This window comes from Arthrobacter sp. FW306-05-C, assembly GCF_021801725.1.
GTDB lineage: Bacteria > Actinomycetota > Actinomycetes > Actinomycetales > Micrococcaceae > Arthrobacter.
On the sequence record NZ_CP084556.1, the window covers coordinates 1493278 to 1517374 of the forward strand.

A 24097-nucleotide genomic window follows, 5' to 3' on the forward strand; every position below is an offset into this window, starting at 1 on the left:
CTAGAAACGTGACTAGCACCGATGCAACCGCCGCCGGCCCAGGCCGTGCCGGGGTCTGGAACCTACCCAACGTCCTGACTATGATCCGCATCGCGCTGGTCCCGTTTTTCGTGTGGTTCCTCATAGCGGACGCCCCCGGGCTGCACAGCGAATCCGGGCCGTGGCGCTGGGCGGCGGTGGCAGCGTTCGCCGTCGCCATCTACACGGACAAGCTCGACGGCGACATCGCCAGGAGCCGTAACCTGGTCACCGACTTCGGCAAGATCGCCGACCCCATCGCCGACAAGCTCCTCACCGGTTCCGCGTTGGTGATGCTGTCCCTGCTGGGGGAGTTGCCCTGGTGGGCCACCCTTGTGATCCTGGTCCGGGAATGGGGCATCACAGCGCTGCGTTTCTTCGTGATCCGGTACGGCGTCATCCCTGCCTCCCGCGGCGGCAAGCTCAAGACCGTGGTGCAGACGGCGGCGATCTTCCTGTACCTCCTGCCGTTCGGACCGTTCGCACCGTGGATGTCGTGGGTTGCGTTCGCGGTCATGATGGCGGCCGTAGCCATCACACTGTGGACCGGCGTCGAATATGTCGTGGAGGCCCTGCGCCTCCGTGCGAAGGGCAAACGCCAGGCCGGGACCGTGCAGGGGCAGGAGCAGGCATGAGCAATCTTCACCATCTGGCCGGGCAGGCCGTCCGCCAGGCGCTTGAGTTCGGGCGGACCGTCGCTACGGCCGAATCGCTGACGGCGGGCATGGTGTCAGCGGTTCTCGCCGACACGCCCGGAGCATCCGGAATGTTGCAGGGCGGGGTGGTTGCCTACCAAAACTCCGTGAAGGACAAGGTGCTGCATGTCCCCGCCGATCTGCTGGCCCGCGTAGGGTCCGTTGACCCGGACGTCGCCCGCGCCATGGCAGCCGGGGCACGCACCGAACTCGGCGCCGACGTCGGACTTTCCACCACAGGGGTGGCAGGCCCCGATGCCCACGACGGCAAGCCGGTGGGGCGGGTTTACATCGGGATCTCCACCGCGGCCGGAACCTCGGCCTTCGAGTATTCCTTCACCGGCAACAGGCCGGACATCCGCGCCGCCGCCTGCGCCGCCGCCCTGGAAAGGCTTCTGGAGACACTGTCCGCCTGAGGCCGTGGCCGCCTAAGTTACCGGGCGTAAAGTTGCCGGGAACAAAAGCCGGTACCGATTAGTTATTACATTGTGTCGCTTCCGGAGAGCGGAGGCGCCTAGGATGAAATGACCAAGACGGTCCGCCAGGCGGTGGACCTGACCAATGAGGGAGCAAGGCGATACAGATGGTAAAGCAGCCCGTATCCGTAAACGGCGTTGTCCGCTGGAAGGATGTGGGCCTCGCCGAACAGGCTAAGAGCGAACAGAAGGAGCGCAAGATGGTGGTACTTCGTCACGAAATCGGTGATGTCCTGCGCGATGTCCGCCAGCGTCAGGGGCGTACGCTCCGTGAAGTTTCGCACAGCGCCCGCGTCTCCCTGGGATACCTCAGTGAAGTGGAGCGCGGCCAGAAGGAAGCATCGTCAGAGCTCCTGTCCTCGATTTGTTCGGCGCTGGATGTTCCGCTGTCGAGCATGCTCCGCGAGGTCAGTGACCGTGTGGCAGTAGCCGAAGGCGTCGCCGTTCCGGACACCGTCCCACAGGAATTCTCCCAGCGTTACGGCCGTGACCTCGAGCGCGACCTCAACACTGAACTGAACGACGAACTCTCCACGGGCCTCTTCTCCGGCGCCCGCTAAAGGCAGCCGGCGCCCGCAAGGGTCCGACGAACAGCAGGAAGCCCCCGGCCGGGCCGGGGGCTTCCTGCTGTCTCTTTTGGTTGTCCTCTTCGGCTATTGGTCCTGGGCCGATGCTGCACCAGCGGCTTCCCCGGGAAACCCATCACGCTCATATGTGGAGTTCAACTTGGCCATGTAGCGGCCGAGTTCCTGCAGGTCCTCCACCGGCCACTCGCGCAGCCGCTCCTGGAAGACCTGGCGCCGGGCGTCCTGGACCTGGTGCATTTTCTCCTCGCCCTTTGGCGTCAGGCGGATGGATTGTGCCCTGCGGTCCAGTGGGTCAGCCTCCTTGGACACCAGCCCCAGGCTTTCCAGGAACGCGATCTGGCGGCTGACTGAAGGCTTGCCCACCCCGATGTTCATGGCAAGCTCGGTGAGCCGGATGGGTCCCTCCCTCCGGATCACCGTCAGCAGCCCGTAGGCGGCAGGCTCCATATCCGGATGTACTTCGCGTGAAAGCTGGTTGGAAATGGCCCGGGCACGCCGCCAAAACAGGCTGATCTGGTGCTCAACATTCTGCAGCGCGGAGTCGGCGGCTTCTTCGCCTTCGTCGTGCCGTGGCGGGACATCCGGGGAGGTGCTCATGCCAATAATTCTATGGTCCACAATCATGAGAGGATTTACCGATGCGAATCAGCGAGTACTGGCGTCTCATGGATGACGAGTTCGGCGCGGGCTACTCCCGCGTGCTGAGCAGCACCCTGGTCCTTGCCGGGGTAGGCGGGCGCACCGCCGACCAAGCCCTCGCTGCCGGCGTGGAGCCCCGGAAGGTCTGGCTTGCCGTTTGCGACGTCCAAGACGTACCGGCAGAACGCCGGCTGGGACGGGACATCGCCCCGCGCCGGGACTAGCCCCAATCCGGCCGGACACGCCGCAGAGGTTTCACTCTTCGAATACCTGTTCGGATAACGCTATGCTTTTTCTATTGGGTTTATCCACATAGCCGTCGTCCTCCGGCCGGAATGTCAGTGGGTCCCCTTAGCGTCAGAGATGACCAATAAATCGGCCGCGAAGGCCACCATCGAGAAAGCATTAGAGGTGTCAACCATGGCGGCAGCCCCGGATCGTGCAAAAGCGCTGGAAGCAGCGCTTGCCCAGATTGACAAGCAGTTCGGCAAGGGCTCGGTCATGCGCCTGGGCGACGAAGTCCGTGCCCCGATCGAAGTCATCCCCACCGGCTCCATCGCACTGGACGTCGCCCTTGGCATTGGCGGGCTCCCGCGCGGCCGCGTCATCGAGATCTACGGACCTGAGTCTTCCGGTAAGACCACCGTCGCCCTGCACGCAGTGGCAAATGCGCAGCGCGCCGGCGGCATCGCGGCCTTCATCGACGCCGAACACGCCCTGGATCCTGACTACGCCGCCAAACTCGGGGTGGACACGGACGCCCTCCTCGTCTCGCAGCCGGACACCGGTGAACAGGCCCTGGAAATCATGGACATGCTGGTGGGCTCCGGATCGCTGGACGTCATCGTCATCGACTCCGTTGCCGCCCTGGTGCCGCGCGCCGAAATCGAAGGCGACATGGGCGACAGCCACGTAGGCCTCCAGGCACGCCTCATGAGCCAGGCCCTGCGTAAGATCACCGGCCGCCTGAGCCAGACCAAGACCACCGCCATCTTCATCAACCAGTTGCGTGAAAAGATCGGCGTCTTCTTCGGTTCCCCCGAAACCACTACCGGTGGTAAAGCCCTGAAGTTCTACGCTTCGATCCGTATCGACGTCCGCCGGATCCAGACCCTCAAGGAAGGCGCCGATTCCGTCGGCAACCGGACCAAGGCCAAGATCGTCAAGAACAAGATGGCCCCGCCGTTCAAGGTTGCGGAGTTCGACATCATCTACGGCCAGGGCATCTCCCGCGAGGGCGGCATCATCGACATGGGCGTGGAGCACGGCATCATCAAGAAGTCCGGCTCCTGGTTCACCTATGACGGCGACCAGCTGGGCCAGGGCATGGAGAACTCGCGCCGGTTCCTGCGCGATAATCCTGAGCTCGCCGCCGAGCTCGAACGCCTCATCAAGGAGAAGCTCGGTGTCGGGGTCAAGCCCGCCGAAGACGACTCCAAGGATGCGCCGAAGCTGAAAGCCGTCGACGGGTTCTAGCCCTTGGCTGGATCACGCTCACGGCGGTCCTCGTCCGGCGGCCCGTTGCCTGGGCCGCCGGACGACTTTGAGGTCCCTGAGGACCCGCAGTCCATTGACGCCGAACCGGACCCCTTCTCTGTCGCACAGGCCATCGTGTACCGGCAGCTCACTGCGGCGCCCAAGAGCAGGCTGCAGCTCGCCCGGAAACTGGCAGAACGGAATATCCCCGAGCACATTGCCGAAGCGGTGCTGGACAAGTTCCAGGAAGTACGCCTGATCAACGATGCCGAATTTGCCGACATGTGGGTCAGGAGCCGATCCCAGTCCCGCAAGCTGGCCAAGGGTGCGCTGCGGCGTGAACTCGCGGAGAAAGGCATCGACCAGGAAACAGCGGCCTCGGCCCTGGAGCAACTGACTGACGATGACGAGGAAGCCGCGGCCCGCGCCTTGGTTGAGCGCAAGCTCCGGCCCGCGACGGACGCCTCAGGCCCGGGGGAGCGGGACAAGGCGGTCCGGCGGCTGGCCTCCATGCTGGCCAGAAAGGGCTACCAGCCGTCCCAGGCGTTCCGGATCGTCAACGAGGTCCTCGATGCGCGGCAGGAAGCCGACGAAGGTCCGGTCCAAAGCCGGTACCCTTAACGGGTGAGTTTGACCATTCCTTCCCCCCAGCCCGGCGCCGCCCCTTCCGTCGACGCCGGGGCCGTTCCGCAGGCCGCAGCCCTGCAGCCACGCACCTACCAGGTCCGCACCTTCGGCTGCCAAATGAACGTCCACGATTCGGAGCGCATGGCCGGCATGCTCGAGGACGCGGGCTACGTCCCGGCGGAAGGCGACCAGGCCGACGTCGTGGTATTCAACACGTGCGCGGTTCGGGAAAACGCCGACAACAAGCTTTACGGGAACCTGGGCATTCTCGCCCCGGTCAAGGCAGCCAACCCCGGCATGCAGATCGCCGTCGGCGGATGCCTGGCCCAGAAGGACCGGGAGACCATCCTCAAGAAGGCGCCATGGGTGGATGCCGTCTTTGGCACCCACAACGTCGGCGCCCTGCCTGCCCTCCTGGACCGGGCGCGGCACAATAATGAGGCGCAGCTGGAGATTCTCGAATCCTTGGACGTCTTCCCGTCCACACTGCCCACCAAACGCGACTCCGTTTACTCCGGCTGGGTGTCCATTTCCGTGGGATGCAACAACACCTGCACCTTTTGCATCGTGCCGGCGCTCCGCGGCAAGGAAAAAGACCGGCGGCCCGGGGACATCCTCGCTGAGATCCAGGCATTGGTGGACGACGGCGCCATCGAGGTGACCCTGCTCGGCCAGAACGTCAACTCCTACGGAGTGGAGTTCGGCGACCGCCAGGCCTTCTCCAAGCTGCTGCGCGCCTGCGGTGAAATCGAGGGCCTTGAACGGGTCCGCTTCACCAGCCCGCACCCGGCAGCATTCACCGACGACGTCATCGACGCCATGGCGGAGACGCACAACGTGATGCCGCAGCTGCACATGCCGCTGCAGTCCGGCTCGGACCGCATCCTCAAAGCCATGAAGCGCTCCTACCGGTCCACCAAGTTCCTGGGCATCCTGGACAAGGTCCGGGAAAGGATTCCGCACGCAGCCATCTCCACGGACATCATCGTGGGGTTCCCCGGCGAGACTGAAGAGGACTTCCAGGCAACGCTGGACGTCGTGGAGCAGTCGCGCTTCGCCACTGCCTTCACGTTCCAGTATTCAAAGCGCCCGGGAACCCCCGCAGCCGACCTCCCCGACCAGTTGCCCAAGGCTGTGGTCCAGGAGCGCTTCGAACGGCTCACCGCCCTGCAGGACCGCATCGCCGCAGAGGAGAACCGGAAACAGCTGGGCCGGAGGCTCGAGGTCATGGTCACGGCGCAGTCCGGCCGCAAGTCGGAGGAGACCCACAGATTGTCCGGCCGCTCCCAGGACCAGCGGCTGGTGCATTTCTCGGTTCCCGAGGGTGCACCCGCTCCCCGACCGGGAGACCTGGTCACCGTTACCATCACCGAGGCGGCGGCGTTCCACCTGGTGGCCGATCCCACGCTCGAGGACTACAGCCTGCGCCGGTCCCGGGCAGGGGATGCCTGGGACAGGTCGCAGGCAGACTCCTGCGGAGCGCCGGCTCCCGGTTCCCCGCAGGGACGGAAGGGCGTCTCCCTCGGTATGCCCTCGCTGCCGCTGCGCACCCGCTGACAGGTGGCTGCCCCGCCCGTTATCGCCGTCGTCGGTCCCACCGGCTCCGGCAAGTCCGACCTTGCCGTCAGCCTTGCCCTGGAACTGGATGGCGAGGTCATCAACGCCGACGCCATGCAGTTCTACCGCGGCATGGACATCGGCACGGCAAAAATCACGGCGGATGAACGCAAAGGCGTTCCGCACCATCTCCTGGATATCCTGGACGTGACCCAGGAGGCCAGCGTCTCCGACTTCCAGCAGCAGGCCCGGGCGGCCGTCGCGGACGTCCACGCCCGCGGCAAGCGCGCGATCCTGGCCGGCGGCTCCGGGCTGTACGTCCGCGCCGCCCTGGACGTCCTGGAGTTCCCGGGCACAGACCCAGCTGTGCGCGCCCGCCTGGAAGCGGAGCATACCCAGGTCGGAACGCAGGAGCTCCTGGCCCGGCTGAAGAGCGTGGATCCGGTCTCCGCCGACAGGGTCTCGGATGCCCGGCGGATCATCCGTGCGCTGGAGGTCCACGAGCTCACCGGGCGCCCTTTCAGTTCCTTCATGCCCCGCCGGGAGTACTACCAGCCGGCCGTCCAAGTGGGCCTTGGCGTAGACCGGGAGGTACTTCGTGAGCGCCTGGCAGAACGGGTGCACCGAATGGTGGACGCCGGCCTGCTCGAGGAGGTTCGGCGGCTCGACGCTTTGGGCCTGCGCCAGGGCAAGACCGCTTCCCGTGCACTGGGCTATTCGCAGTTTTTGCGGGTCATTGATGGCACCTCCGCCGTCGAGGATGCCGCGGAGGAAACCATCGTGGCCACCCGCCAGTTCGCCCGGCGGCAATTGACTTGGTTCCGCGCCGATCCCCGGATCACGTGGCTGGACTGGCAGGATCCGGAGCTCGTGGGCAAGGCTGCGGAGCTGACCCGCTAGAAAAGGCGGGGCGAGCCTTGCGCTGACGGTACCTCCCCGCTGCTGCCGTTTAAGCACTGTGCTTTTAGGACCGTGGTTTCAGCACCAGACGTGTGCGCCGCTACGCTTGGGACCATGAATGCAACCCCCGCAGAAACCTTCGGACCCGCCCTGCGCACACTGAGCGGGCTCCGCTTCTCCAAGGGGCATGGCACCGGTAATGACTTCGTCCTGGTCGCCGATCCCGACGGGACGCACGCCATCGACGCGGACCAGGCCGCCGCGCTCTGCGACCGCCACCGCGGCATTGGGGCGGATGGGCTGATCAGGGCCGTGCCGTCCCGGTTCCTGCCCGAAGGCCGTGAACTGCTAACCGATTCCCCGAACGCGGAATGGTTCATGGACTACCGCAACGCGGACGGTTCGTTGTCCGAAATGTGCGGTAACGGGGTCCGGGTGTTCGTCCACTTCCTGCGCACCGAGGGCCTGATCGACCTGCCCGACGGCGGATCGCTCACCATTGGCACGCGCGGCGGCGTGAAGACGGTGGTCCGCACCGGGGACGGGTACGCAGTGGACATGGGGCCGTGGGAGTTCATTTTCCCCGGGGAGGCCACTGCCAAGGCCATGGATTCGCTGGTCACCGCGGACGGGCTGGAAGTTGCGCGGCCCGCGTTGTCCGTGAGCATGGGGAATCCGCACACGGTGGTTGCCCTCGCGGAACTTTCCGAACTGGCCGGCACCAGGCTCTTCACCGCGCCGAAGGTGGACCCCGTACCGCCGAACGGGACCAACGTGGAGTTCGTGGTTCCCGCGGAGCCGCTGGTCCATGAGGGAGTAGGTTCGGTGACCATGCGGGTGCATGAGCGCGGGGTGGGGGAGACCCAGTCCTGCGGGACGGGCGCCTGTGCTGCGGCCGTCGCCATCCGGCATTGGGCCGGGGCTGAAGCTCCCGATGCTTGGCGCGTCCACGTTCCCGGGGGTGTGGTGGGCGTGAAGTTCTTTGCCGGCCCCGGCGGCCACGAGCATGTGGAACTCAGCGGCCCCGCCGTTATTGTGGCGAGCGGGACACTTTCGTAACCTTGAGGATCCGGAAGGACTTGGACGTTGACTCCCGCGTCACGGTGAAAGAATCGTCCAGCTCCGCCGCCAGCCAGCGCTGGAGCGAATCCGAACCCAGGTTCTTCTGCACCACCAGCCATGCCGTCCCGCCGTCAGCCATGCGGGGCAGCCAGAGCTTGAGCAGGGCGTGCAGCTCGTCCTTGCCAATCCTGATCGGCGGATTGGACCAGATGGTGTCGAAGCGGACGCTGGGGTCCACCTCCTGCGGCGTGCTGGCGACGACGTTGGTCAGTCCCAGCGCGGCGGCATTTTCGTTGGTCAGGGCGATGCAGCGTTCGTTGACGTCCACCGCGTAGACCTTGGACTGGGGAGCCAGCAGGGCCATGGTCAGTGCAACGGGACCCCAACCGCAGCCGATGTCCAGGAGGTTGCCCTGGGGGTTCGGATCAGGTACCTCGGCCAGGAGCACGGCAGTGCCCTTGTCGACCCCATCCGGACTGAAGATGCCTGTGGACGTGCGGAGCCTGCGCGGCTTCCCGGCCAGCTCAACCGTGAGCGGCTTGCGGGTGAAGGGGCCGGCGGGGGACGTGCTGAAATAGTGTGCTGACTCCATAACTCGCCAGAGTAGTTCCCCTGGCAGCGTAAAGGGAAACTGTGCTGCGGCCCCTCTGCTACGCTTGAACGCATGTTCCTGATCTTCGAGTAGCCGGCACGGGCCATGCCCGTCCCGACCCCTGTCCTCCAGCGACAGTCCGTTCCGCAGCGACGCAGGCTTCACGCCTTCCGCTTGCGCGCCGGCCAGACCACTGGGTCTGCCCGGCCGCCGGACGATACCGAACGTCAGCATCCCGCGCACGTCCCGCCACTCTCCGGCCTTTTCCGCCCTGCCGCCGTTTCAGCGCGGCATTCCCAGCCCGGCATCGCAGCCGGTGCAGACCACCAGGAGAACCATGACCGCAGGCCGTCAGCCCAGCGCGAATACTTTCCAACTTCCGCCCAATCAGCACTATTCTGGAATTGCCGAATCTTCAAAGGAGACCATGACCAGCCAGCCCAATACCGGTTCCGATCCAGCCGCCCAGGACATGAGTCCGCAGGAGATCCAGGCTGTCATCGACCGGATCCTCGCCAAGGACGTACCGGCCAAAAATGTCAGCACGCCCCGCGGTGAGGGCAGCGGAGATGGAAAAGCGGTGCTCGGCAGGGCACAGGCCATTTCCCGCCTGGACGAAGAGCATTCAACCTACGACGGCGACCAGCAGGACCTTGAGGAGCGGCGCGCCCTGCGCCGGCGCGCAGGTCTGTCCACCGAGCTTGAGGACGTCACCGAGGTTGAGTACCGCCAGCTGCGCCTGGAGCGCGTGGTCCTGGCCGGGCTCTGGTCCGAGGGCACCCTTGCCGACGCCGAAAACTCCCTGCGCGAGCTGGCCGCCCTTGCCGAGACTGCGGGCTCGGAGGTCCTCGACGGGCTGGTCCAGCGCCGCGACAAGCCGGACCCCGGAACCTTCCTGGGCTCGGGCAAGGCGCAGGAGCTGAAGGACATTGTGATATCCACAGGCGCGGATACCGTGGTGGTGGACGCCGAACTGGCACCTTCGCAGCGGCGCGCCCTGGAGGACATCGTCAAGGTCAAGGTCATCGACCGGACCGCCCTGATCCTGGATATCTTCGCCCAGCATGCCAAGAGCCGCGAGGGCAAGGCGCAGGTGGAGCTCGCACAGCTGGAATACCTGCTTCCCCGCCTGCGTGGCTGGGGCGAGTCGATGTCCCGCCAGGCCGGTGGCCAGGTGGGTGGCGCCGCCGCCGGCATGGGCTCCCGTGGCCCCGGTGAAACCAAGATCGAACTGGACCGGCGACGCATCCGTACCCGCATGGCCAAGCTGCGGCGCGAAATCGCCGCGATGAAGCCCGCGCGGGAGACCAAGCGGGCCAACCGCCGTCGTAATGAAGTGCCCTCCGTTGCCATCGCCGGGTACACCAACGCCGGCAAGTCGTCCCTGCTCAACCGGCTCACCGACGCCGGCGTCCTCGTGGAGAACGCCCTGTTCGCCACCCTGGATCCCACCGTGCGCAAGGCGGAAACCGCCGATGGCCTGGGCTACACCTTGGCGGATACCGTGGGATTCGTCCGTTCGCTGCCAACCCAGCTGGTGGAGGCCTTCCGCTCCACGCTCGAGGAAGTGGCGGACGCCGACCTGATCCTGCACGTGGTGGACGCCTCGCACCCTGACCCGGAAGGCCAGATTGCTGCCGTCCGGAAGGTCTTCAGCGAAGTTGACGCCCGGAAGGTGCCGGAGATCATCGTGCTGAACAAGGCTGACGCCGCCGACCCCTTCGTAGTGGAGCGGCTGAGGCAGCGCGAACCGCGCCATGTGGTGGTCTCTGCCCGCACGGGCGAGGGGATCCCGGAACTGCTGAAGGTCATCAGCGAATCCATTCCCCGGCCTTCGGTCAAGATGGAATTGCTCATCCCGTACGAGCGCGGCGACCTGATCAGCAAGCTTCACGAGTCCGACGCCGAGATCCTCAGCCTGGACCACCTGGAGGCCGGCACCAGGGCTGCCGTCATGGTCCGGGAGGGCCTGGCGTCCGAACTGGAACCCTTCACCGTCAATGGGTGACCCCGCGGCGGACGAAGCCGCGCAGACGGCCGGTGAGCAGTTCGTCATCGAACTGCTTGACCGGGCCGTCGCAGGCATGGGCGGTCAAAGCCGCACCGGACAGCATCAAATGGCCCTGCAGGTGGCCCGCGCCATCGAAACCGGCAACCACCTGCTGGTCCAGGCCGGCACCGGCACCGGTAAGTCGCTTGCCTACCTGGTGCCGCTGATCGCCCATGCCCTGGAAAGCAACAAGCCTGCTTTGGTCTCCACAGCCACGCTTGCCCTGCAAACCCAGATCGTCGGCAGGGACCTGCCCCGTCTTCTGAAGAACATCACCCCGGCACTGGAACGGCCCGTCAAGGTTGCCTTGGTCAAGGGACGCTCCAATTACGTCTGCCGCCACAAGCTCGAAGGCGGTTTCCCCTCCGAAGAGCCCTCCGAAGGCCAGCTTTTCTCGCTTGGCGAGGACACCAGCGTGCCGCACTTCGCAGCGTCCGTGGGCGGCCCCTCGTCCCAGCTTGGCAAGGAAGTGGTCCGTCTCCGGGAGTGGGCGGAGAAAACGGCCACGGGTGACCGGGATGAACTGCTCCCGGGCGTGACCGACCGCGCCTGGCGGCAGGTCTCCGTGACGTCCATGGAGTGCCTGGGTGCCCAGAAGTGCCCCATGGCTGCCGAGTGCTTCAGCGAGCTCGCCCGGCAGGACGCTGCCGAAGCGGACGTGGTGGTGACCAACCACGCCATGCTCGCCGTCAGCGCATTCGAAGGACTTGCCGTCCTGCCCGAGTACGACGTCGTGGTGGTGGACGAAGCGCACGAACTCCAGGACCGGGTCACCGGAGCAGTGTCCGGCCAGCTGTCCGTCGCGATGGTCCACGCCGCCGCTGCCGGTGCCCGGAAACACACCGCCATCACCGTTGATGCCCTCAATGCCGCAGCGGCCAACCTTGAGCTGGCCCTCGCCGGCGCACCCAGCGGCCTGCTTCCCAACGGCCTGAACGATGAACAGCTGGACTGCGTGGACCAGCTCCGTGAGGCCTGCCGGGCTGCACTGTCCGATTCCAAAGGGGACAGCAACACCACTGCCGACGGCGGCCGGCAGCTGGCCAGGTCCCGCCTCATGCTCATCCTGGAACTGTGCGAGCGTCTGGTCGCCGCCAGGGAAAACCGGGAAGTCGTGTGGTTCTCCCGCGCCAGCACCTTTGACCCCGGCCAGGGCTACTCGCCGCCGGACGAGACTGCGCCGGTGCTGATCAACATCGCCCCATTGTCCGTCGCCGGGCGGCTGCGGGAAGGGCTCTTTGCCGACCACACTGTCGTGCTGACTTCCGCCACCCTGGCCATCGGTTCCGCTTTTGAACCTGCTGCAGGAGGACTGGGCCTTCTTGGCGACGGCGCCCCCAGCTGGACCGGCGTGGACGTCGGCTCGCCCTTCGACTACCCCAAGCAGGGCATCCTCTATGTGGCCGGGCACCTGCCCAAGCCCGGCCGCGGGGTGTCTCCGGAGGCTCTGGAGGAACTGGAAGCCCTGATTAAGGCGTCCGGCGGGGGAGCCCTTTGCCTGTTTTCCTCACGCCGGGCTGCCGAGGAGGCCGCAGACGCCCTGCGGCCCAAACTGGACGTGACCGTCCTGTGCCAAGGGGAGTCGACCATGACCGCCCTGGTCAAACAGTTCGCCGATGAGCCGGACACCTGCCTTTTCGGAACCATGTCCCTGTGGCAGGGAGTCGACGTGCCGGGCGGCTCCTGCCGGCTGGTGGTGATTGACCGTATTCCGTTCCCGCGGCCGGACGATCCACTGATGACGGCGCGTTCCCGGGCCGTGGCACAGGCCGGCGGCAACGGCTTCATGTCCGTATCAGCCACCCACGCGGCCATCCGCCTGGCCCAGGGCGCCGGGCGGTTGATCAGGTCAACCGCGGATAAGGGCGTTGTGGCCGTGCTGGACTCCCGGTTGGCAACCGAGCGCTACGCCGGGTTCCTGCGGGCTGCCCTGCCGCCGTTTTGGGCCACCACGGACCGCAGCAAGGCGCTGGCAGCCCTCACCAGGCTGGGGGCGGACGCAGTCCGGTAGCCTCCTGACGACGCACCGCGGAGCTCCAGGGGCACAGCGCGCCCCTGGAGTGCCTCCGCGGGGCCCAGGACGGCCCGGACGGATTCCTGCAGCGCGGGCCGGTGCTTGTGGCGGGAGGGAGCGCGCTAGAGCGAACGCAGGACCGAGACGACTTTGCCCATGATGGTGGCATGGTCGCCCAGGATGGGTTCGTACTGCGTGTTCTGGGGGAGCAGCCAGGTATGGCCGTCGCGCTGGCGGAAGGTCTTGACGGTCGCTTCGTCGTCGAGCAGCGCAGCAACGATGTCCCCGTTGGCTGCGTCAGCCTGGCGCCGGACCACCACCCAGTCACCGTCACAAATGGCGGCGTCCACCATGGAGTCGCCGGCCACCCGCAGCATGAAGAGTTCGCCCTGGCCCACCAACTGGCGGGGGAGCGGCATAACATCCTCAACAAGCTGCTCCGCGAGGATGGGACCGCCGGCAGCGATCCGGCCCACCAGGGGAACCATTGCGGTATCGAGCGCGGTGGGCAGCTCGGTCACTGAGGCGCCTCCGCCGGCGGGTTGCGTCGCAGGGGAGTCGCCTGCGGCCTTGCCGGTACCCCCGTCCAGCGTGAGGGGCATCAGCACTTCCATGGCGCGGGGCCGCTTGGGATCGCGACGCAGGTAACCGAGTTTTTCCAGCTGGGAGAGCTGGTGGGTCACGCTGGACAGGCTTGCCAGTCCGACGGTGTCGCCGATCTCGCGCATGGAGGGCGGGTACCCGTTCTCATTGACGGAGCGCTGTATGGTTTCGAGGATTTTCTTTTGCCGGGGCGTCAAGCCTTTGGCGGTCCTCTTGGTTTGCGGGGCGGTCCTGCCCCCGGCGGCTGCTGCTGCCATATTCGCCAATGCCTTTCGCTTGCCGCCGGATCTTCCGCCCCGGTGCTGGCTTGCACGCACCGCCGGAAGGACTCCCACTGTCATTGTCAGACCCTGCTGTTCAACTTCAGGGGTGGTTGTTCTTTGGTTTCAAAGCTAGGCCAGCCACATTGCTTTTTCAAACATTTGTTCTAGCGAGTCTCGACATTGTTCGTTGATAGGTGCTAAAACTTAACAAGCAAAGTTCGAACATGTGTTCTAACCAGCGCACGCCCTATTCGAAAACGTGGCCGGAGGAAGTTCCGGACCGTCGTCTGAATGGTCGGGGCGGCCTCGGGGGAACACCCGGGCAGCACGGCAGGTCCAGGAGGGCTCAGTTCATGTCAGCTTCATCTCGTCACCACGTTTCACCTTCGTCCGCGCCCCTGCGGCTTACCCGGCGGGGGCGGATCGTCCTGATCGGCGTTCCGCTGGTACTCGTCGCTGTTTTCCTGCTGTCGCTGTCGGGGTTCTTCAACTCGCCCGCCAAGGCCTCAGACTCCGCCGCGGATTTGGCGGTGACACCGACTGTCACGGTTACCGTGCAGCCGGGCCAGTCACTGTGGACCATCGCCGGTGCTGTTGATCCGAACCGGGACGCCCGGGACGTGGTGGCAGACATCGTCCAGCTCAACAACCTCAGCGCCGGCTCAGTCCTGCCCGGGCAGCAACTGTTTGTCCCAACACACTGAAGCCCGCTGTCCACTCCAGGCATGGCGCCGGAGAAGCGGGATGTGGCACGCTGAGGGCGAACAGGAACCGTCACATTTTCCGGTCGTTGCTGCGGCAACTAAACTGTTCAGGTGAACGACCAGCTAGAGCGTCTGAACCGGCTTCCCCTCCGCAGCAACCTTCGCGGGCTCACCCCTTATGGGGCGCCCCAACTGGACGTCCCCATTCTCCTGAACGTCAATGAGAACACCCATGGCGTCCCCGCCGATGTGCACGCCGCCATTTCCGCCGCAGTCACGGAGGCTGCCGCAGGCCTGAACCGCTATCCTGACCGGGAGTTCACTGCACTCCGGAAAGCCTTGGCGGAGTACCTCGGGCATGGGCTTGACGAAAACAACGTATGGGCAGCCAATGGCTCCAATGAGGTCCTGCAGCAGATCCTTCAGGCTTTCGGAGGCCCGGGCCGCACCGCCCTGGGCTTTCCACCCACGTACTCCATGTACCCCCTGCTGGCCAGCGGGACCGACACGCAGTACATCACCGGGGAGCGCTCCGAGGGCTACGACCTGAGCGCAGAGTCGGCCGCACGGCAGGTCAAGGAACTGCAGCCGAACATCGTGTTCCTCTGCTCGCCCAACAATCCCACGGGAACCGGGCTCGGTCTGGATGTCGTGGAGGCTGTCTACGAGGCCGGGGAGGACGGCCAGGCGATCGTGATCGTGGACGAGGCTTACCACGAGTTCGCGCACGACGGAACGCCCAGCGCGCTGACCCTGCTTCCCGGCCGGGAGCGGCTGATCGTGTCCCGCACCATGAGCAAGGCATTTGCCCTGGCCGGCGCCCGGCTTGGTTACATGGCCGCCGCGCCGGAGGTCACCGACGCCCTGCGGTTGGTGCGCCTTCCGTACCACCTCTCGGCCATCACCCAGGCCACTGCGCTTGCCGCCCTCGAACACCGCGAGGCCCTTATGGCGGACGTCCAGGACATCAAGGCCCAGCGGGACCGGATCGTGGCGGAACTGACACGGATGGGCCTGACGCCCGCGGCCTCCGACTCCAATTACGTGTTCTTCGGCGGCCTGGAAAACCCCCACCAGGTCTGGCAGGAACTGCTGGACGCCGGTGTGCTGATCCGTGACGTCGGCATCCCCGGCCACCTTCGGGTTACTGCGGGCACTGAGGCGGAAACCACAGCCTTCCTCACGTCCCTGGAACGCATCCTTGCGGGCCAGGCCGCGCTTCCCGCCTAGACTTATAGTGCGGCGTCGGCGCCTTGAACCACTTCTTCTCCCACAAAGGATCCTTTCACCATGAGTCCAACCGGATTGAATACGGCTGCGGCCAGGACCGCCCGCATGGAGCGTGCCACCAGCGAGTCCTCCGTCCTCGTGGAGATCAACCTCGACGGAACCGGAGTGTCGGATATCGATACCTCGGTGCCGTTTTACGACCACATGCTGACTGCCCTGTGCAAGCACTCCCTGATCGACATGACGGTCAAGGCCACCGGCGACACCCACATCGACGTCCACCACACCGTGGAGGACGTTGCCATCACCTTCGGCGAGGTCCTGCGCACTGCCCTGGGCAACAAGGCGGGAATCCGACGTTTCGGTGAGGCCACTGTGCCGCTTGATGAAGCGCTTGCCAACGCGGTAGTGGATGTCTCCGGCCGCCCCTACCTGGTGCACGGCGGCGAGCCGGCAGGCCAGGAGTACCACCTGATCGGCGGCCACTTCACTGGCTCCCTGACCCGCCACGTCTTCGAAGCCATCACGCTGCACGCCGGCATCTGCCTGCACATGACCGTATTGGCCGGCCGGGACCCGCACCACATCGTCGAGGCGCAGTTCAAAGCCTTCGCCCGTGCCCTGCGCGCCGCCGTCGAACCGGATCCCCGCGTCGAGGGCATCCCGTCCACCAAGGGCGCACTGTGAGCGGCCAGGTCCTTAAGGACGGGGCCATCATCGACCCCTCCGCCTCACGCAAGCTGCCTTCCCCCGAGGGCAAGCCAACTGTCACGGTTCTGGACTACGGTTCCGGGAACGTTCGGTCAGCGGTCCGCGCACTGGAACGTGCCGGCGCGGAAGTGATCCTGAGTTCCAAGCCGGAGGACGTGCTGAACGCGGATGGACTGGTGGTGCCCGGCGTCGGCGCTTTCGAGACGGTGATGCGCGAACTCAAGGCCGTGGACGGCATCCGGCTCATCGGCAGGCGCGTTGCCGGCGGCCGCCCGGTGCTGGGCATTTGCGTAGGCCTCCAAGTCCTGTTCGAGGCCGGCGTGGAGCACGGCACCGAAGCCGAAGGCATCGGCGAGTGGCCCGGAAAGGTGGAGGCCCTTCCCGCGGAAGTCGTCCCCCACATGGGCTGGAACACCGTCCAGGTCCCCGAAGGCTCCAAGCTCTTTGCCGGCGTCGAAAACGAGCGCTTCTACTTCGTGCACTCCTACGGCGTGCAGGAATGGAACTTCGACGTGATCCAGCCCCGGATGGCTCCGCCGATGGTCACCTGGTCCGAGCACGGCGCTCCCTTCATTGCGGCCGTGGAAAACGGCCCGCTCTGCGCCACCCAGTTCCACCCCGAAAAATCAGGAGACGCCGGTGCGCGTCTGCTGCGTAACTGGGTGGAAGGCCTGCGCAAACCAGCCAATGACGAATCCAGTTCCGGAGCAGCATCAGCCGACCCCGGCAGCGGCGCATAGATGTGGTCCGTACTACTGATGGGGCTCGCCGGCATCCTGATCGGTGGCGGCATCTCCTTCCGGCAGCAGCGCAAGCCGCTGTGGACCCAGGTGGCGTTCTATGTCCTGGCCGCCATGGCGCTGCTCGCCGCCTACCTGCTCACACTGCCGGCCAGCTGAGTACCCACCGGAGGGTGGGCCGCCCTGGGGAGTCCGCCCGGCACATCAGCAACGGCACGCCCCAAGCCCGCCCAATTTTCAGCCAATCGCCCTGAGCCCGAGAACCAACACCGAGGATGAGTATGACCACCGCACATGACCTGCCGGTACTTGAACTGCTGCCCGCCGTCGACGTCGTCAACGGCCAGGCCGTGCGGCTGGTCCAGGGCGAGGCCGGGAGCGAGACCAGCTACGGCACCCCCCTTGAAGCGGCACTCAACTGGCAGCAGCAGGGTGCCGAGTGGGTCCACCTGGTGGACCTGGATGCCGCTTTCGGGCGCGGATCCAACGCCGACCTCCTCCGGGAGGTGGTGGGCCGGCTGGACATCAAGGTGGAACTCTCCGGCGGCCTCCGTGACGACGAGACGCTCGAAGCAGCCCTTGACCTGGGGGTCGCACGGGTCAACCTTGGCACCGCAGCACTGGAGAACCCGGAGTGGACCGCCCGGGCCATCGAGCGCTTCGGCGACAGGATTGCCGTGGGGCTCGATGTCCGCGGCACGACCCTTGCGGGCCGCGGCTGGACCAAGGAAGGCGGGGACCTGTGGGACGTCCTGGGCCGCCTCGAAGAGGCCGGCTGCGCCCGGTACGTGGTGACCGACGTGACCAAGGACGGCACGCTGCAGGGACCGAACGTGGAACTCCTGCGCCAGATGGTGGAGAAGACCGGAAAGCCGGTGGTGGCCTCCGGCGGAATCTCCAGCCTGGACGACCTCAAGGTCCTCCGCTCGCTGGTCCCCCTGGGCGTGGAAGGCGCCATCGTGGGCAAGGCCCTGTACTCGGGAGCCTTCACGCTTCCGGAGGCCCTCGACGTCGCCGGCCGGCGCTAGGTCCGGGGCGCACTAAAGCCATGTCCAACGTCGAGGAACCGGAACGCCCTGCAGTCCGCCGGCTGCCCGGACATATTGCTGCCGCGCTGGCCGGTGCCGGCGGCGCCACGGATTCTGCGGGCCAGCCATGGGCGGGGCGGAGCCTCGCCGGCGACGACGCCAAAATCCATAACTTCGAGGACGACGACGGCACGGCCGACGCCGGCTACGTCGCCGCGGTCGCGGCGCTCCGTGAGGGACGGGGCGGTGAAGAAGCAGTCGTTTCCTCGCTGGCAACTGCGCGGGTCTTCATCCCGATCGTGGCGCAGTTGGCTGAGGAGCAAGAGACCGCTCACGGCCTGCACGCCGACAAGCAGGCGGACATGGCCCTGGTGACGCTCAAGGCAGCCGACGGGAGGACCGCGCTGCCGGCATTCACCTCGGCCGCCGCGCTGTCGGCATGGCATCCGGAGGCCAGGCCGGTAGCCGTCTACGCCGCCCGGGCGGCGCTCTCGGCAGTCGCGGAAGGAGCCGAACTCCTGGTCCTGGACCCGGGCGCCGACGTGACGTTCGTGGTGCGCAGGCCCGGCGTTTGGGCCCTCGCCAAGCAGCATGACTGGATCCCCTCCTACAGCGACGAGGAGCTCGCAGCCGAAATGGGCCGCGCGGCCTCCGGCTTTGCCGCCATCCGCCGGCTCGAGCTCCTGCCCGGCGGGGGAGTGGCCGCAAGGGCCGCCGACGGATCAGTACTCCCGGGCGGCGGTACGGGGCCGGAACTGCAGGTGGTGCTGTACCTCGAGGACGGCCTGGACGCCGCCGGTGTCCAGCAACTGGTAGCCGGCCTGCAGGCGGAGTGGTCGCGGAATGTATTGTTTGGGGAGCGCGTCGATTCGCTTGAGATCAAACTAAGGCGCGCTTCCGACTAGCCGCCAGCCGGATGGGTGATCCCCGCCGGGATTGCGGCGCACCCTGAAGGACCGCTTTCGTGAATTTCGCTCTCTACCGGGAGTTGCTCGCCATCCGGCCTATCCGCCGGCTGCTGCTGGTGGGCATGGTTGCCCGGATCCCGCACTCGGCCGCCGGCGTCCTGCTCACCCTGCACATCGTCCTCACCCTGGGCCAAGGCTATGCCGCGGCCGGCGCTGCCGCGGCCGTCATGACCATCGGCATCGCCCTCGGAGCGCCCTGGCGTGGGCGGCGTGTGGACACGGTGGGGCTGCGCACCGCGCTCATCCCCTCGGTGATCTCAGAAACTGTGATCTGGGCTGTGGTGCCGCACGTGTCCTACCAATGGCTCCTTCCGCTGGTCTTCGTGGGCGGCCTGCTCACGCTGCCCATCTTCAGCGTGGTCCGGCAGTCCCTCGGTGTCCTGGCCGAGGGCGACCAGCGCCGCACCGCCTTCGCCCTCGATGCCATCACCACCGAAATGGTGTTCATGATCGGCCCGGCCGCCGGCGCGGTTGTAGCCACCAGCGGCTTCACCACTGCCGGCCTCACGGTCGTGGGCGTGGCAACGTCCCTTGCCGGGCTGTTCCTCATGTGGTTCAACCCGCCCACCCGCAGCCAGGGACTGACAGTCGAATGCGCGGAGGATGAGCAGCACGCCGCCGAAGTAGCGGTCGTGTCCACGGCTCCGGCCCATGTACAGGAAGCCGCCGCGGAGCTGGCCCCCGCCGGAGCTGCCACCAGCGCCGCACAGGGCCTGAGGAGAAGGCTGGCGGGTGGCTTCTCATGGTTCACCGCCACGGTCTCGGCACTCTTCGCCGTGGCCGCCGGCGCCGGAATGGTCCTCAGCGGCACCGACGTCGGCATCGTCGCAGCGCTGGAAATCGGCGGACACCAACGTGAAATCGGCATCGTGTTCGTCTTCTGGTGCGCCGCTTCGGTGGTGGGCGGCTTGATTTACGGCGCCATGCACCGGCCCATCCCGCCGATCTTCCTGCTGCTGGGCATGGCCGCCCTGACCCTGCCCATGGCTTTCGCGCACGACACCTGGACGCTGGCCTTCGTCTCCGTCCTGCCGGGCCTGCTGTGCGCCCCCGTGCTCTCCGCAGCCTCCGAAAAGGTGGCGGACCTGGTGTCGGAGGAGCGGCGCGGGGAGGCCATGGGCTGGTACGGGTCGGCCCTGACCGCCGGCGTTGCCCTGGGTTCCCCGCTGGCCGGAGTGTTCATCGATGCCATGGGGCCCTCCGGAGGTTTCGTGTCCGTCGGCGCCGCGGGCGTGGTGCTGTGCCTGGTGGGCCTGGCGCTCCAACAGCGCCGTCGCAGGGCTGCTGCCTAAGCAGTGCCCTTTCATCGATTGCTGCGTAGTTGTCCTTTTGGCCCCTCCAAACGGCAGTTACGGAGCAATGGGTGGTGTTAAAGCGCGACGGCGGGACGACCTTCAAGAGGCCGTCCCGCCGTCGGGCGTTGCTTGGGGGAGTTCTTCCTTAGTTCACTGCCCCGGTGTACTTTTCACCGGGGCCCTTGCCCGGAGCGTCCGGAATCAGCGACTCTTCGCGGAAGGCCAGCTGGAGGGAACGCAGGCCGTCGCGCAAGGGACCGGCGTGCTGGGAGCCGATTTCGGGGGCGGCGGCGGTGACAAGGCCGGCCAGTGCCGTGATCAATTTCCGGGCCTCGTCCAGGTCCTTCAACTCGGCTGCGTTGTCTTCCTCGGCCAGGCCAAGCTTTACCGCGGCGGCGCTCATCAGGTGAACTGCGGCCGTGGTGATGACCTCGATGGCGGGAACTTCCGAGATGTCCCGGATCTGTTGGGAAACGTCTGCGCCTGCGTCGCCGGGTTCGAAGACGTACGAATTACTGTCTGAGGTGCTCATACTGGTAAGCTTGACACAGACCGACTGGATGTCGTTATTTCAGGGATTGTCCCAAACAATCAGGTTCCCACAGCGTTTTCGGGCGTTGGCGGGAATTTTTTCTGTAGAATGGCATGCAGTTTGCAAGCGGAGTTCTCTCCCACCCGCGTCAGCCGCTGTCCCAGGCGTTCCATTGGAACGTGCAGGGGACGCAAGGTTGCCGGGTACCTGGTTGGGCATGGGCCGGCATTTGCCGGGACTGTGCATGTGCGGCCCCTTCACGGGGTTGCTTAGCCAACCTCTTTGAGGCCTTCGATTGCTCCGGCAATTGGGGGCCTTCTCTATTTGCCGGAAACAACAACAAACACAGGAGCTTTAACATTAGCGAGCCAAGAATCAATGAGCGTATCCGCGTCCCCGAGGTGCGGCTGGTCGGACCTGCAGGTGAACAGGTAGGAATCGTCCGTATTGAGGATGCCCTGCGCCTGGCTGCCGAATCCGACCTTGATCTCGTTGAAGTTGCACCTCAGGCGAAGCCTCCGGTGTGCAAGCTGATGGACTTCGGCAAGTACAAGTACGAGGCCGCGGTCAAGGCACGTGAGGCCCGGAAGAACCAGACGAACACCGTTCTGAAGGAAATCCGCTTCCGCCTGAAGATCGACACCCACGACTACGAGACCAAGCGCGGGCACGCCCTTCGCTTCCTCGGTGCCGGGGACAAGGTCAAGGCCATGATCCAGTTCCGCGGCCGTGAGCAGCAGCGTCCGGAGATGGGCATTCGCCTGCTCCAGCGCTTCGCAGACGACGTCGCCGAAGTTGGCGTGGTGGAGTCCAGCCCCCGCATCGACGGCCGCAACATGGTCATGGTGGTTGGCCCGCTGAAGAACAAGGCCGAGGCTAAGGCTGAAGCACGGCGTGCCACGCAGCGCGCCGAGGCCAAGGCACAGAACGAAGCCAAGGCTTCCGGACGCGTTGACACCTCCGGCGAGGACCAGGCCCCCATGACGCAGTCACTGGCGGACCTCCTGCCGGAAGGCTTCACTGTGTCCACCGAGCCCGAGGCTGCCGCTCCGGAGCAGGAAGCACCGAAGCAGGAAGCCCCTGAGGCTGCCGCCCCGGAGCAGGAAGCTCCTAAGGCTGCCGCTCCGAAGCAGGAAGCTCCCAAGGCTGCCGCTACGAAGGCCGCGCCGAAGCAGGAAGCTCCCAAAGCGGCTGCGCCGAAGGCCGCTCCGGCGCCGAAGCCTGCAGCGGCTGCCAGCCCGGAAGCTGCTGCCCCGGCGGCGCCCAAGCCTGCTGCTGTGCCTGCTCCGCCGAAGCCGGTGGCCAGGCCTGCCGCGCCCAAGCCTGCTGCGCGCCCTGCCCCCAAGGCAGTGCCGAAGCCGGCCGGCAAGAAGACCAACTAGTTCACAGCTGCCGGGGGTACGCCCTCCGGCAGTCAGCAACCAGCATGCTGCCCGCAGGGGCGGCTGCGCGATAGAACTGCGGCCTCCGGGCCAGCAGAAACGTAAGGAGATCGGTTCCCATGCCGAAGATGAAGACCCACAGTGGTGCCAAGAAGCGCTTCAAGCTGACCGGCAGCGGCAAGCTGCGCCGCCAGCAGGCCAACCGCCGCCACTACCTGGAGCACAAGTCCTCCCGCCTGACCCGTCGCCTTGCCGGCGACAAGATCGTCTTCAAGGGCGATGCCAAGGTCATCCGGAAGATGCTCGGCATCTAGTTCCCAAGTTTTATTGACGGGCCGCCCCCTGGTGGCCGGTCACCTGCCAAACAGCCTTCTCAGGCCGCCGCCGGATTTCCGGCAACAGATGCTTGGGATCAGATTTTCGAAGGAGTACGCACGTGGCACGTGTGAAGAGGGCGGTTAACGCCCACAAGAAGCGCCGGGTTGTCCTTGAACGGGCAAAGGGTTACCGCGGACAGCGTTCGCGCCTGTACCGCAAGGCCAAAGAGCAGCTGCTGCACTCGTTTGTGTACAGCTACGGCGACCGCAAGAAGAAGAAGGGTGACTTCCGCCGCCTGTGGATCCAGCGCATCAACGCTGCTTCCCGCGCCAACGGCCTCACCTACAACCGCCTCATCCAGGGCCTGAAGGCCGCCGAGGTCGAGGTTGACCGCCGTATGCTGGCCGAGCTTGCCGTCTCCGACGCCAACGCCTTCGCCGCACTGGTCCAGGTGGCCAAGGACTCCCTGCCGGCAGACACCTCCGCCAAGAAGGTTGCCGCAGCCTAGCCAGTGCTGCCGCCCCTCCTTTGAGGGGCCCATTCAGGAACAGGTGGCAGCAGCTACTACAGTTCTTGTATGAACGAAACCGGGCGCCCGCAAGATCTTCCACTGTCCAACCCCCGAGCCGATCGGGTCAGGGACGTGGCAAAACTTGCAGGGCGCCCGGCCCGTTTAAAGCGCGGCCAGTTCCTGGCCGAAGGGCCGCAAGCCGTCCGGGAGGCACTCAAGCTCCACCAGCAGCGCCTTGCAGCAGGTGCTCCCGGCGTGGTCACGGAAGTTTTTGCCAGCGAAAGCTGCCTTGACCGTTATCCCGAGTTCGAAGAGCTCGCCCATGGCACCACGGCAAGGCTGGCAACCGACGACGTCCTGGCGGCCATGGCAGACACGGTCAATCCGCAGGGGATCGTCGCCGTCTGCCGCTTCGTTGATGTGTCCCTGACGGATGTGCTGGATGCCGGCCCCCGCCTGATTGCAGTCCTGTGCCAGGTCAGGGACCCGGGCAACGCCGGAACTGTACTGCGCGCGGCGGACTCGGCCGGCGCAGACGCGGTGGTCTTCACCGCCTCCAGCGTGGATATCTACAACCCCAAAGCGGTCCGGTCCACCGCCGGCTCGTTGTTCCACCTTCCGGTCGTCCTGGCCGCGGACCCTGCGGAACTGGCTGCGGCATGCAAGGCCCGTGGCATCGGCGTCCTCGCCGCTGACGGATACGGACAGCTGGACCTGGACGTACTGCAGGACGAGAGCGCCCGGCGAAGGCTCACCGGAACTGGCCCCGGGTCCGCTTACGACCTCGCTGAACCGACTGCCTGGTTCTTCGGTAACGAAGCCCAAGGACTCTCCGACGAGGAGTTGGCGCTGGCGGACCACCGTGTAGCTGTCCCCGTGTACGGTGCCGCCGAAAGCCTCAACCTTGGGACCGCGGCTACGGTGTGCCTCTACGCCAGTGCCCGGTCCCAGCGCAGGGTTGAAGCTGCGGCGTACACCGGAGAGGTGGGGTAAGGCACTCGGCGGCAGGACGGCAAAAAGAAGGATCGGGGCATAAGAAAGGAACGACGGCGGCAATGCGGGGCACAAAGAAAGGCCCCGGAATTTGAACTGCTCCCCGAAAGTTGGACTGAAAATTCA

The 24097-nt window shown here is 66.1% G+C and carries 27 protein-coding genes; 23 read left to right on the forward strand and 4 right to left on the reverse strand.

The window, feature by feature from the left end; translation table 11 throughout:
• Positions 1 to 8 precede the first annotated feature (8 nt).
• The 3 genes from pgsA (at position 9) to LFT44_RS06895 (ending at position 1749) form a co-directional block, all read left to right on the forward strand.
• Entirely contained in the window at positions 9 to 653 is a 645-nt protein-coding gene (gene pgsA, locus LFT44_RS06885) for a CDP-diacylglycerol--glycerol-3-phosphate 3-phosphatidyltransferase (protein WP_236801931.1), read from the forward strand.
• Complete coding sequence (locus tag LFT44_RS06890; RefSeq protein ID WP_236801932.1) at positions 650 to 1129, forward strand: CinA family protein; 480 nt, start codon at positions 650 to 652, stop codon at positions 1127 to 1129. Before pgsA ends, LFT44_RS06890 begins: the two co-directional genes overlap by 4 nt.
• A gap of 167 nt (positions 1130 to 1296) precedes the next feature.
• Positions 1297 to 1749: a helix-turn-helix domain-containing protein gene (locus LFT44_RS06895; RefSeq protein ID WP_236801933.1), complete on the forward strand. Its 453-nt coding sequence runs from the start codon at positions 1297 to 1299 to the stop codon at positions 1747 to 1749.
• 93 nt (positions 1750 to 1842) lie between these two features.
• On the opposite strand, the gene LFT44_RS06900 is transcribed toward LFT44_RS06895, so the two are convergent.
• Positions 1843 to 2373 carry a MarR family winged helix-turn-helix transcriptional regulator gene (locus tag LFT44_RS06900; RefSeq protein ID WP_236801934.1) on the reverse strand — a complete coding sequence of 177 codons (531 nt, stop codon included), beginning with the start codon at positions 2371 to 2373 and terminating at the stop codon, positions 1843 to 1845.
• A 41-nt stretch (positions 2374 to 2414) separates the two neighbouring features.
• Between LFT44_RS06900 and LFT44_RS06905 the strand changes: the two genes are divergently transcribed.
• From LFT44_RS06905 to dapF, 6 genes are all read left to right on the forward strand, one after another.
• Positions 2415 to 2639: a DUF3046 domain-containing protein gene (locus tag LFT44_RS06905; protein WP_141940786.1), complete on the forward strand. Its 225-nt coding sequence runs from the start codon at positions 2415 to 2417 to the stop codon at positions 2637 to 2639.
• A 196-nt stretch (positions 2640 to 2835) separates the two neighbouring features.
• Positions 2836 to 3891 (forward strand): recombinase RecA, encoded by a 1056-nt coding sequence (recA, locus tag LFT44_RS06910; RefSeq protein WP_236802823.1) that lies wholly within the window; start codon positions 2836 to 2838, stop codon positions 3889 to 3891.
• Between the two features lie 93 nt (positions 3892 to 3984).
• On the forward strand, positions 3985 to 4512 hold the full coding sequence (locus LFT44_RS06915; RefSeq protein WP_236802824.1) for a regulatory protein RecX: 528 nt from the start codon (positions 3985 to 3987) through the stop codon (positions 4510 to 4512).
• 3 nt (positions 4513 to 4515) lie between these two features.
• Positions 4516 to 6075 carry a tRNA (N6-isopentenyl adenosine(37)-C2)-methylthiotransferase MiaB gene (gene miaB / locus LFT44_RS06920; protein ID WP_373462212.1) on the forward strand — a complete coding sequence of 520 codons (1560 nt, stop codon included), beginning with the start codon at positions 4516 to 4518 and terminating at the stop codon, positions 6073 to 6075.
• 3 nt (positions 6076 to 6078) lie between these two features.
• Positions 6079 to 6975, forward strand: a complete 897-nt coding sequence (gene miaA / locus LFT44_RS06925; protein ID WP_236801935.1) for a tRNA (adenosine(37)-N6)-dimethylallyltransferase MiaA — start codon at positions 6079 to 6081, stop codon at positions 6973 to 6975.
• A 114-nt stretch (positions 6976 to 7089) separates the two neighbouring features.
• Positions 7090 to 8034, forward strand: coding sequence for a diaminopimelate epimerase (gene dapF / locus LFT44_RS06930; protein ID WP_236801936.1), 945 nt, complete (start codon positions 7090 to 7092; stop codon positions 8032 to 8034).
• Here the strand turns inward: dapF and LFT44_RS06935 are convergent.
• Positions 8006 to 8629 carry a class I SAM-dependent methyltransferase gene (locus LFT44_RS06935; protein ID WP_236801937.1) on the reverse strand — a complete coding sequence of 208 codons (624 nt, stop codon included), beginning with the start codon at positions 8627 to 8629 and terminating at the stop codon, positions 8006 to 8008. The genes dapF and LFT44_RS06935 overlap by 29 nt on opposite strands.
• 427 nt (positions 8630 to 9056) lie before the next feature.
• Between LFT44_RS06935 and hflX the strand changes: the two genes are divergently transcribed.
• Together hflX and LFT44_RS06945 are read left to right on the forward strand one after the other, a co-directional pair.
• Positions 9057 to 10637, forward strand: coding sequence for a GTPase HflX (hflX, locus tag LFT44_RS06940; protein ID WP_236801938.1), 1581 nt, complete (start codon positions 9057 to 9059; stop codon positions 10635 to 10637).
• Positions 10630 to 12690, forward strand: coding sequence for an ATP-dependent DNA helicase (locus tag LFT44_RS06945; protein WP_236801939.1), 2061 nt, complete (start codon positions 10630 to 10632; stop codon positions 12688 to 12690). Before hflX ends, LFT44_RS06945 begins: the two co-directional genes overlap by 8 nt.
• 125 nt (positions 12691 to 12815) lie before the next feature.
• Here the strand turns inward: LFT44_RS06945 and lexA are convergent, their stop codons facing one another.
• Positions 12816 to 13553: a transcriptional repressor LexA gene (lexA, locus tag LFT44_RS06950; protein ID WP_236801940.1), complete on the reverse strand. Its 738-nt coding sequence runs from the start codon at positions 13551 to 13553 to the stop codon at positions 12816 to 12818.
• 359 nt (positions 13554 to 13912) lie between these two features.
• Between lexA and LFT44_RS06955 the strand changes: the two genes are divergently transcribed.
• The 8 genes from LFT44_RS06955 to LFT44_RS06990 all read left to right on the forward strand — a co-directional run bounded on the left by LFT44_RS06955 (position 13913) and on the right by LFT44_RS06990 (position 20232).
• Entirely contained in the window at positions 13913 to 14263 is a 351-nt protein-coding gene (locus tag LFT44_RS06955) for a LysM peptidoglycan-binding domain-containing protein (RefSeq protein ID WP_236801941.1), read from the forward strand.
• Between the two features lie 111 nt (positions 14264 to 14374).
• A complete protein-coding gene (locus tag LFT44_RS06960; protein WP_236801942.1) occupies positions 14375 to 15493 on the forward strand; it encodes a histidinol-phosphate transaminase in 1119 nt (372 codons plus the stop codon).
• A gap of 60 nt (positions 15494 to 15553) precedes the next feature.
• Positions 15554 to 16180: an imidazoleglycerol-phosphate dehydratase HisB gene (gene hisB, locus LFT44_RS06965; RefSeq protein WP_236801943.1), complete on the forward strand. Its 627-nt coding sequence runs from the start codon at positions 15554 to 15556 to the stop codon at positions 16178 to 16180.
• Positions 16177 to 16944: an imidazole glycerol phosphate synthase subunit HisH gene (gene hisH / locus LFT44_RS06970; RefSeq protein WP_236801944.1), complete on the forward strand. Its 768-nt coding sequence runs from the start codon at positions 16177 to 16179 to the stop codon at positions 16942 to 16944. The genes hisB and hisH overlap by 4 nt, the downstream gene beginning before the upstream one ends.
• Positions 16945 to 17103, forward strand: coding sequence for a hypothetical protein (locus tag LFT44_RS06975; protein WP_167562184.1), 159 nt, complete (start codon positions 16945 to 16947; stop codon positions 17101 to 17103).
• Between the two features lie 122 nt (positions 17104 to 17225).
• Positions 17226 to 17972 (forward strand): bifunctional 1-(5-phosphoribosyl)-5-((5-phosphoribosylamino)methylideneamino)imidazole-4-carboxamide isomerase/phosphoribosylanthranilate isomerase PriA, encoded by a 747-nt coding sequence (gene priA, locus LFT44_RS06980; protein WP_236801945.1) that lies wholly within the window; start codon positions 17226 to 17228, stop codon positions 17970 to 17972.
• 20 nt (positions 17973 to 17992) lie between these two features.
• Positions 17993 to 18877, forward strand: coding sequence for an SseB family protein (locus LFT44_RS06985; protein WP_236801946.1), 885 nt, complete (start codon positions 17993 to 17995; stop codon positions 18875 to 18877).
• A 59-nt stretch (positions 18878 to 18936) separates the two neighbouring features.
• Positions 18937 to 20232, forward strand: coding sequence for an MFS transporter (locus LFT44_RS06990; RefSeq protein WP_236801947.1), 1296 nt, complete (start codon positions 18937 to 18939; stop codon positions 20230 to 20232).
• A 148-nt stretch (positions 20233 to 20380) separates the two neighbouring features.
• Here LFT44_RS06990 and LFT44_RS06995 read toward each other — a convergent pair whose 3' ends face one another.
• The gene (locus LFT44_RS06995) at positions 20381 to 20767 is read right to left on the reverse strand and encodes a DUF1844 domain-containing protein (protein WP_236801948.1); all 387 of its coding nucleotides are present in this window, start codon (positions 20765 to 20767) and stop codon (positions 20381 to 20383) included.
• 401 nt (positions 20768 to 21168) lie between these two features.
• On the opposite strand from LFT44_RS06995, the gene infC reads away from it, so the two are divergent.
• The 4 genes from infC (at position 21169) to LFT44_RS07015 (ending at position 23971) form a co-directional block, all read left to right on the forward strand.
• Entirely contained in the window at positions 21169 to 22149 is a 981-nt protein-coding gene (gene infC / locus LFT44_RS07000; protein WP_236801949.1) for a translation initiation factor IF-3, read from the forward strand.
• Positions 22150 to 22268: 119 nt separating this feature from the next.
• Positions 22269 to 22463, forward strand: coding sequence for a 50S ribosomal protein L35 (gene rpmI, locus LFT44_RS07005; RefSeq protein WP_009358635.1), 195 nt, complete (start codon positions 22269 to 22271; stop codon positions 22461 to 22463).
• Positions 22464 to 22585: 122 nt separating this feature from the next.
• A complete protein-coding gene (rplT, locus tag LFT44_RS07010) occupies positions 22586 to 22975 on the forward strand; it encodes a 50S ribosomal protein L20 (protein ID WP_018763610.1) in 390 nt (129 codons plus the stop codon).
• A 69-nt stretch (positions 22976 to 23044) separates the two neighbouring features.
• Positions 23045 to 23971 (forward strand): TrmH family RNA methyltransferase, encoded by a 927-nt coding sequence (locus tag LFT44_RS07015; protein ID WP_236801950.1) that lies wholly within the window; start codon positions 23045 to 23047, stop codon positions 23969 to 23971.
• The last annotated feature ends 126 nt before the right edge of the window (positions 23972 to 24097 follow it).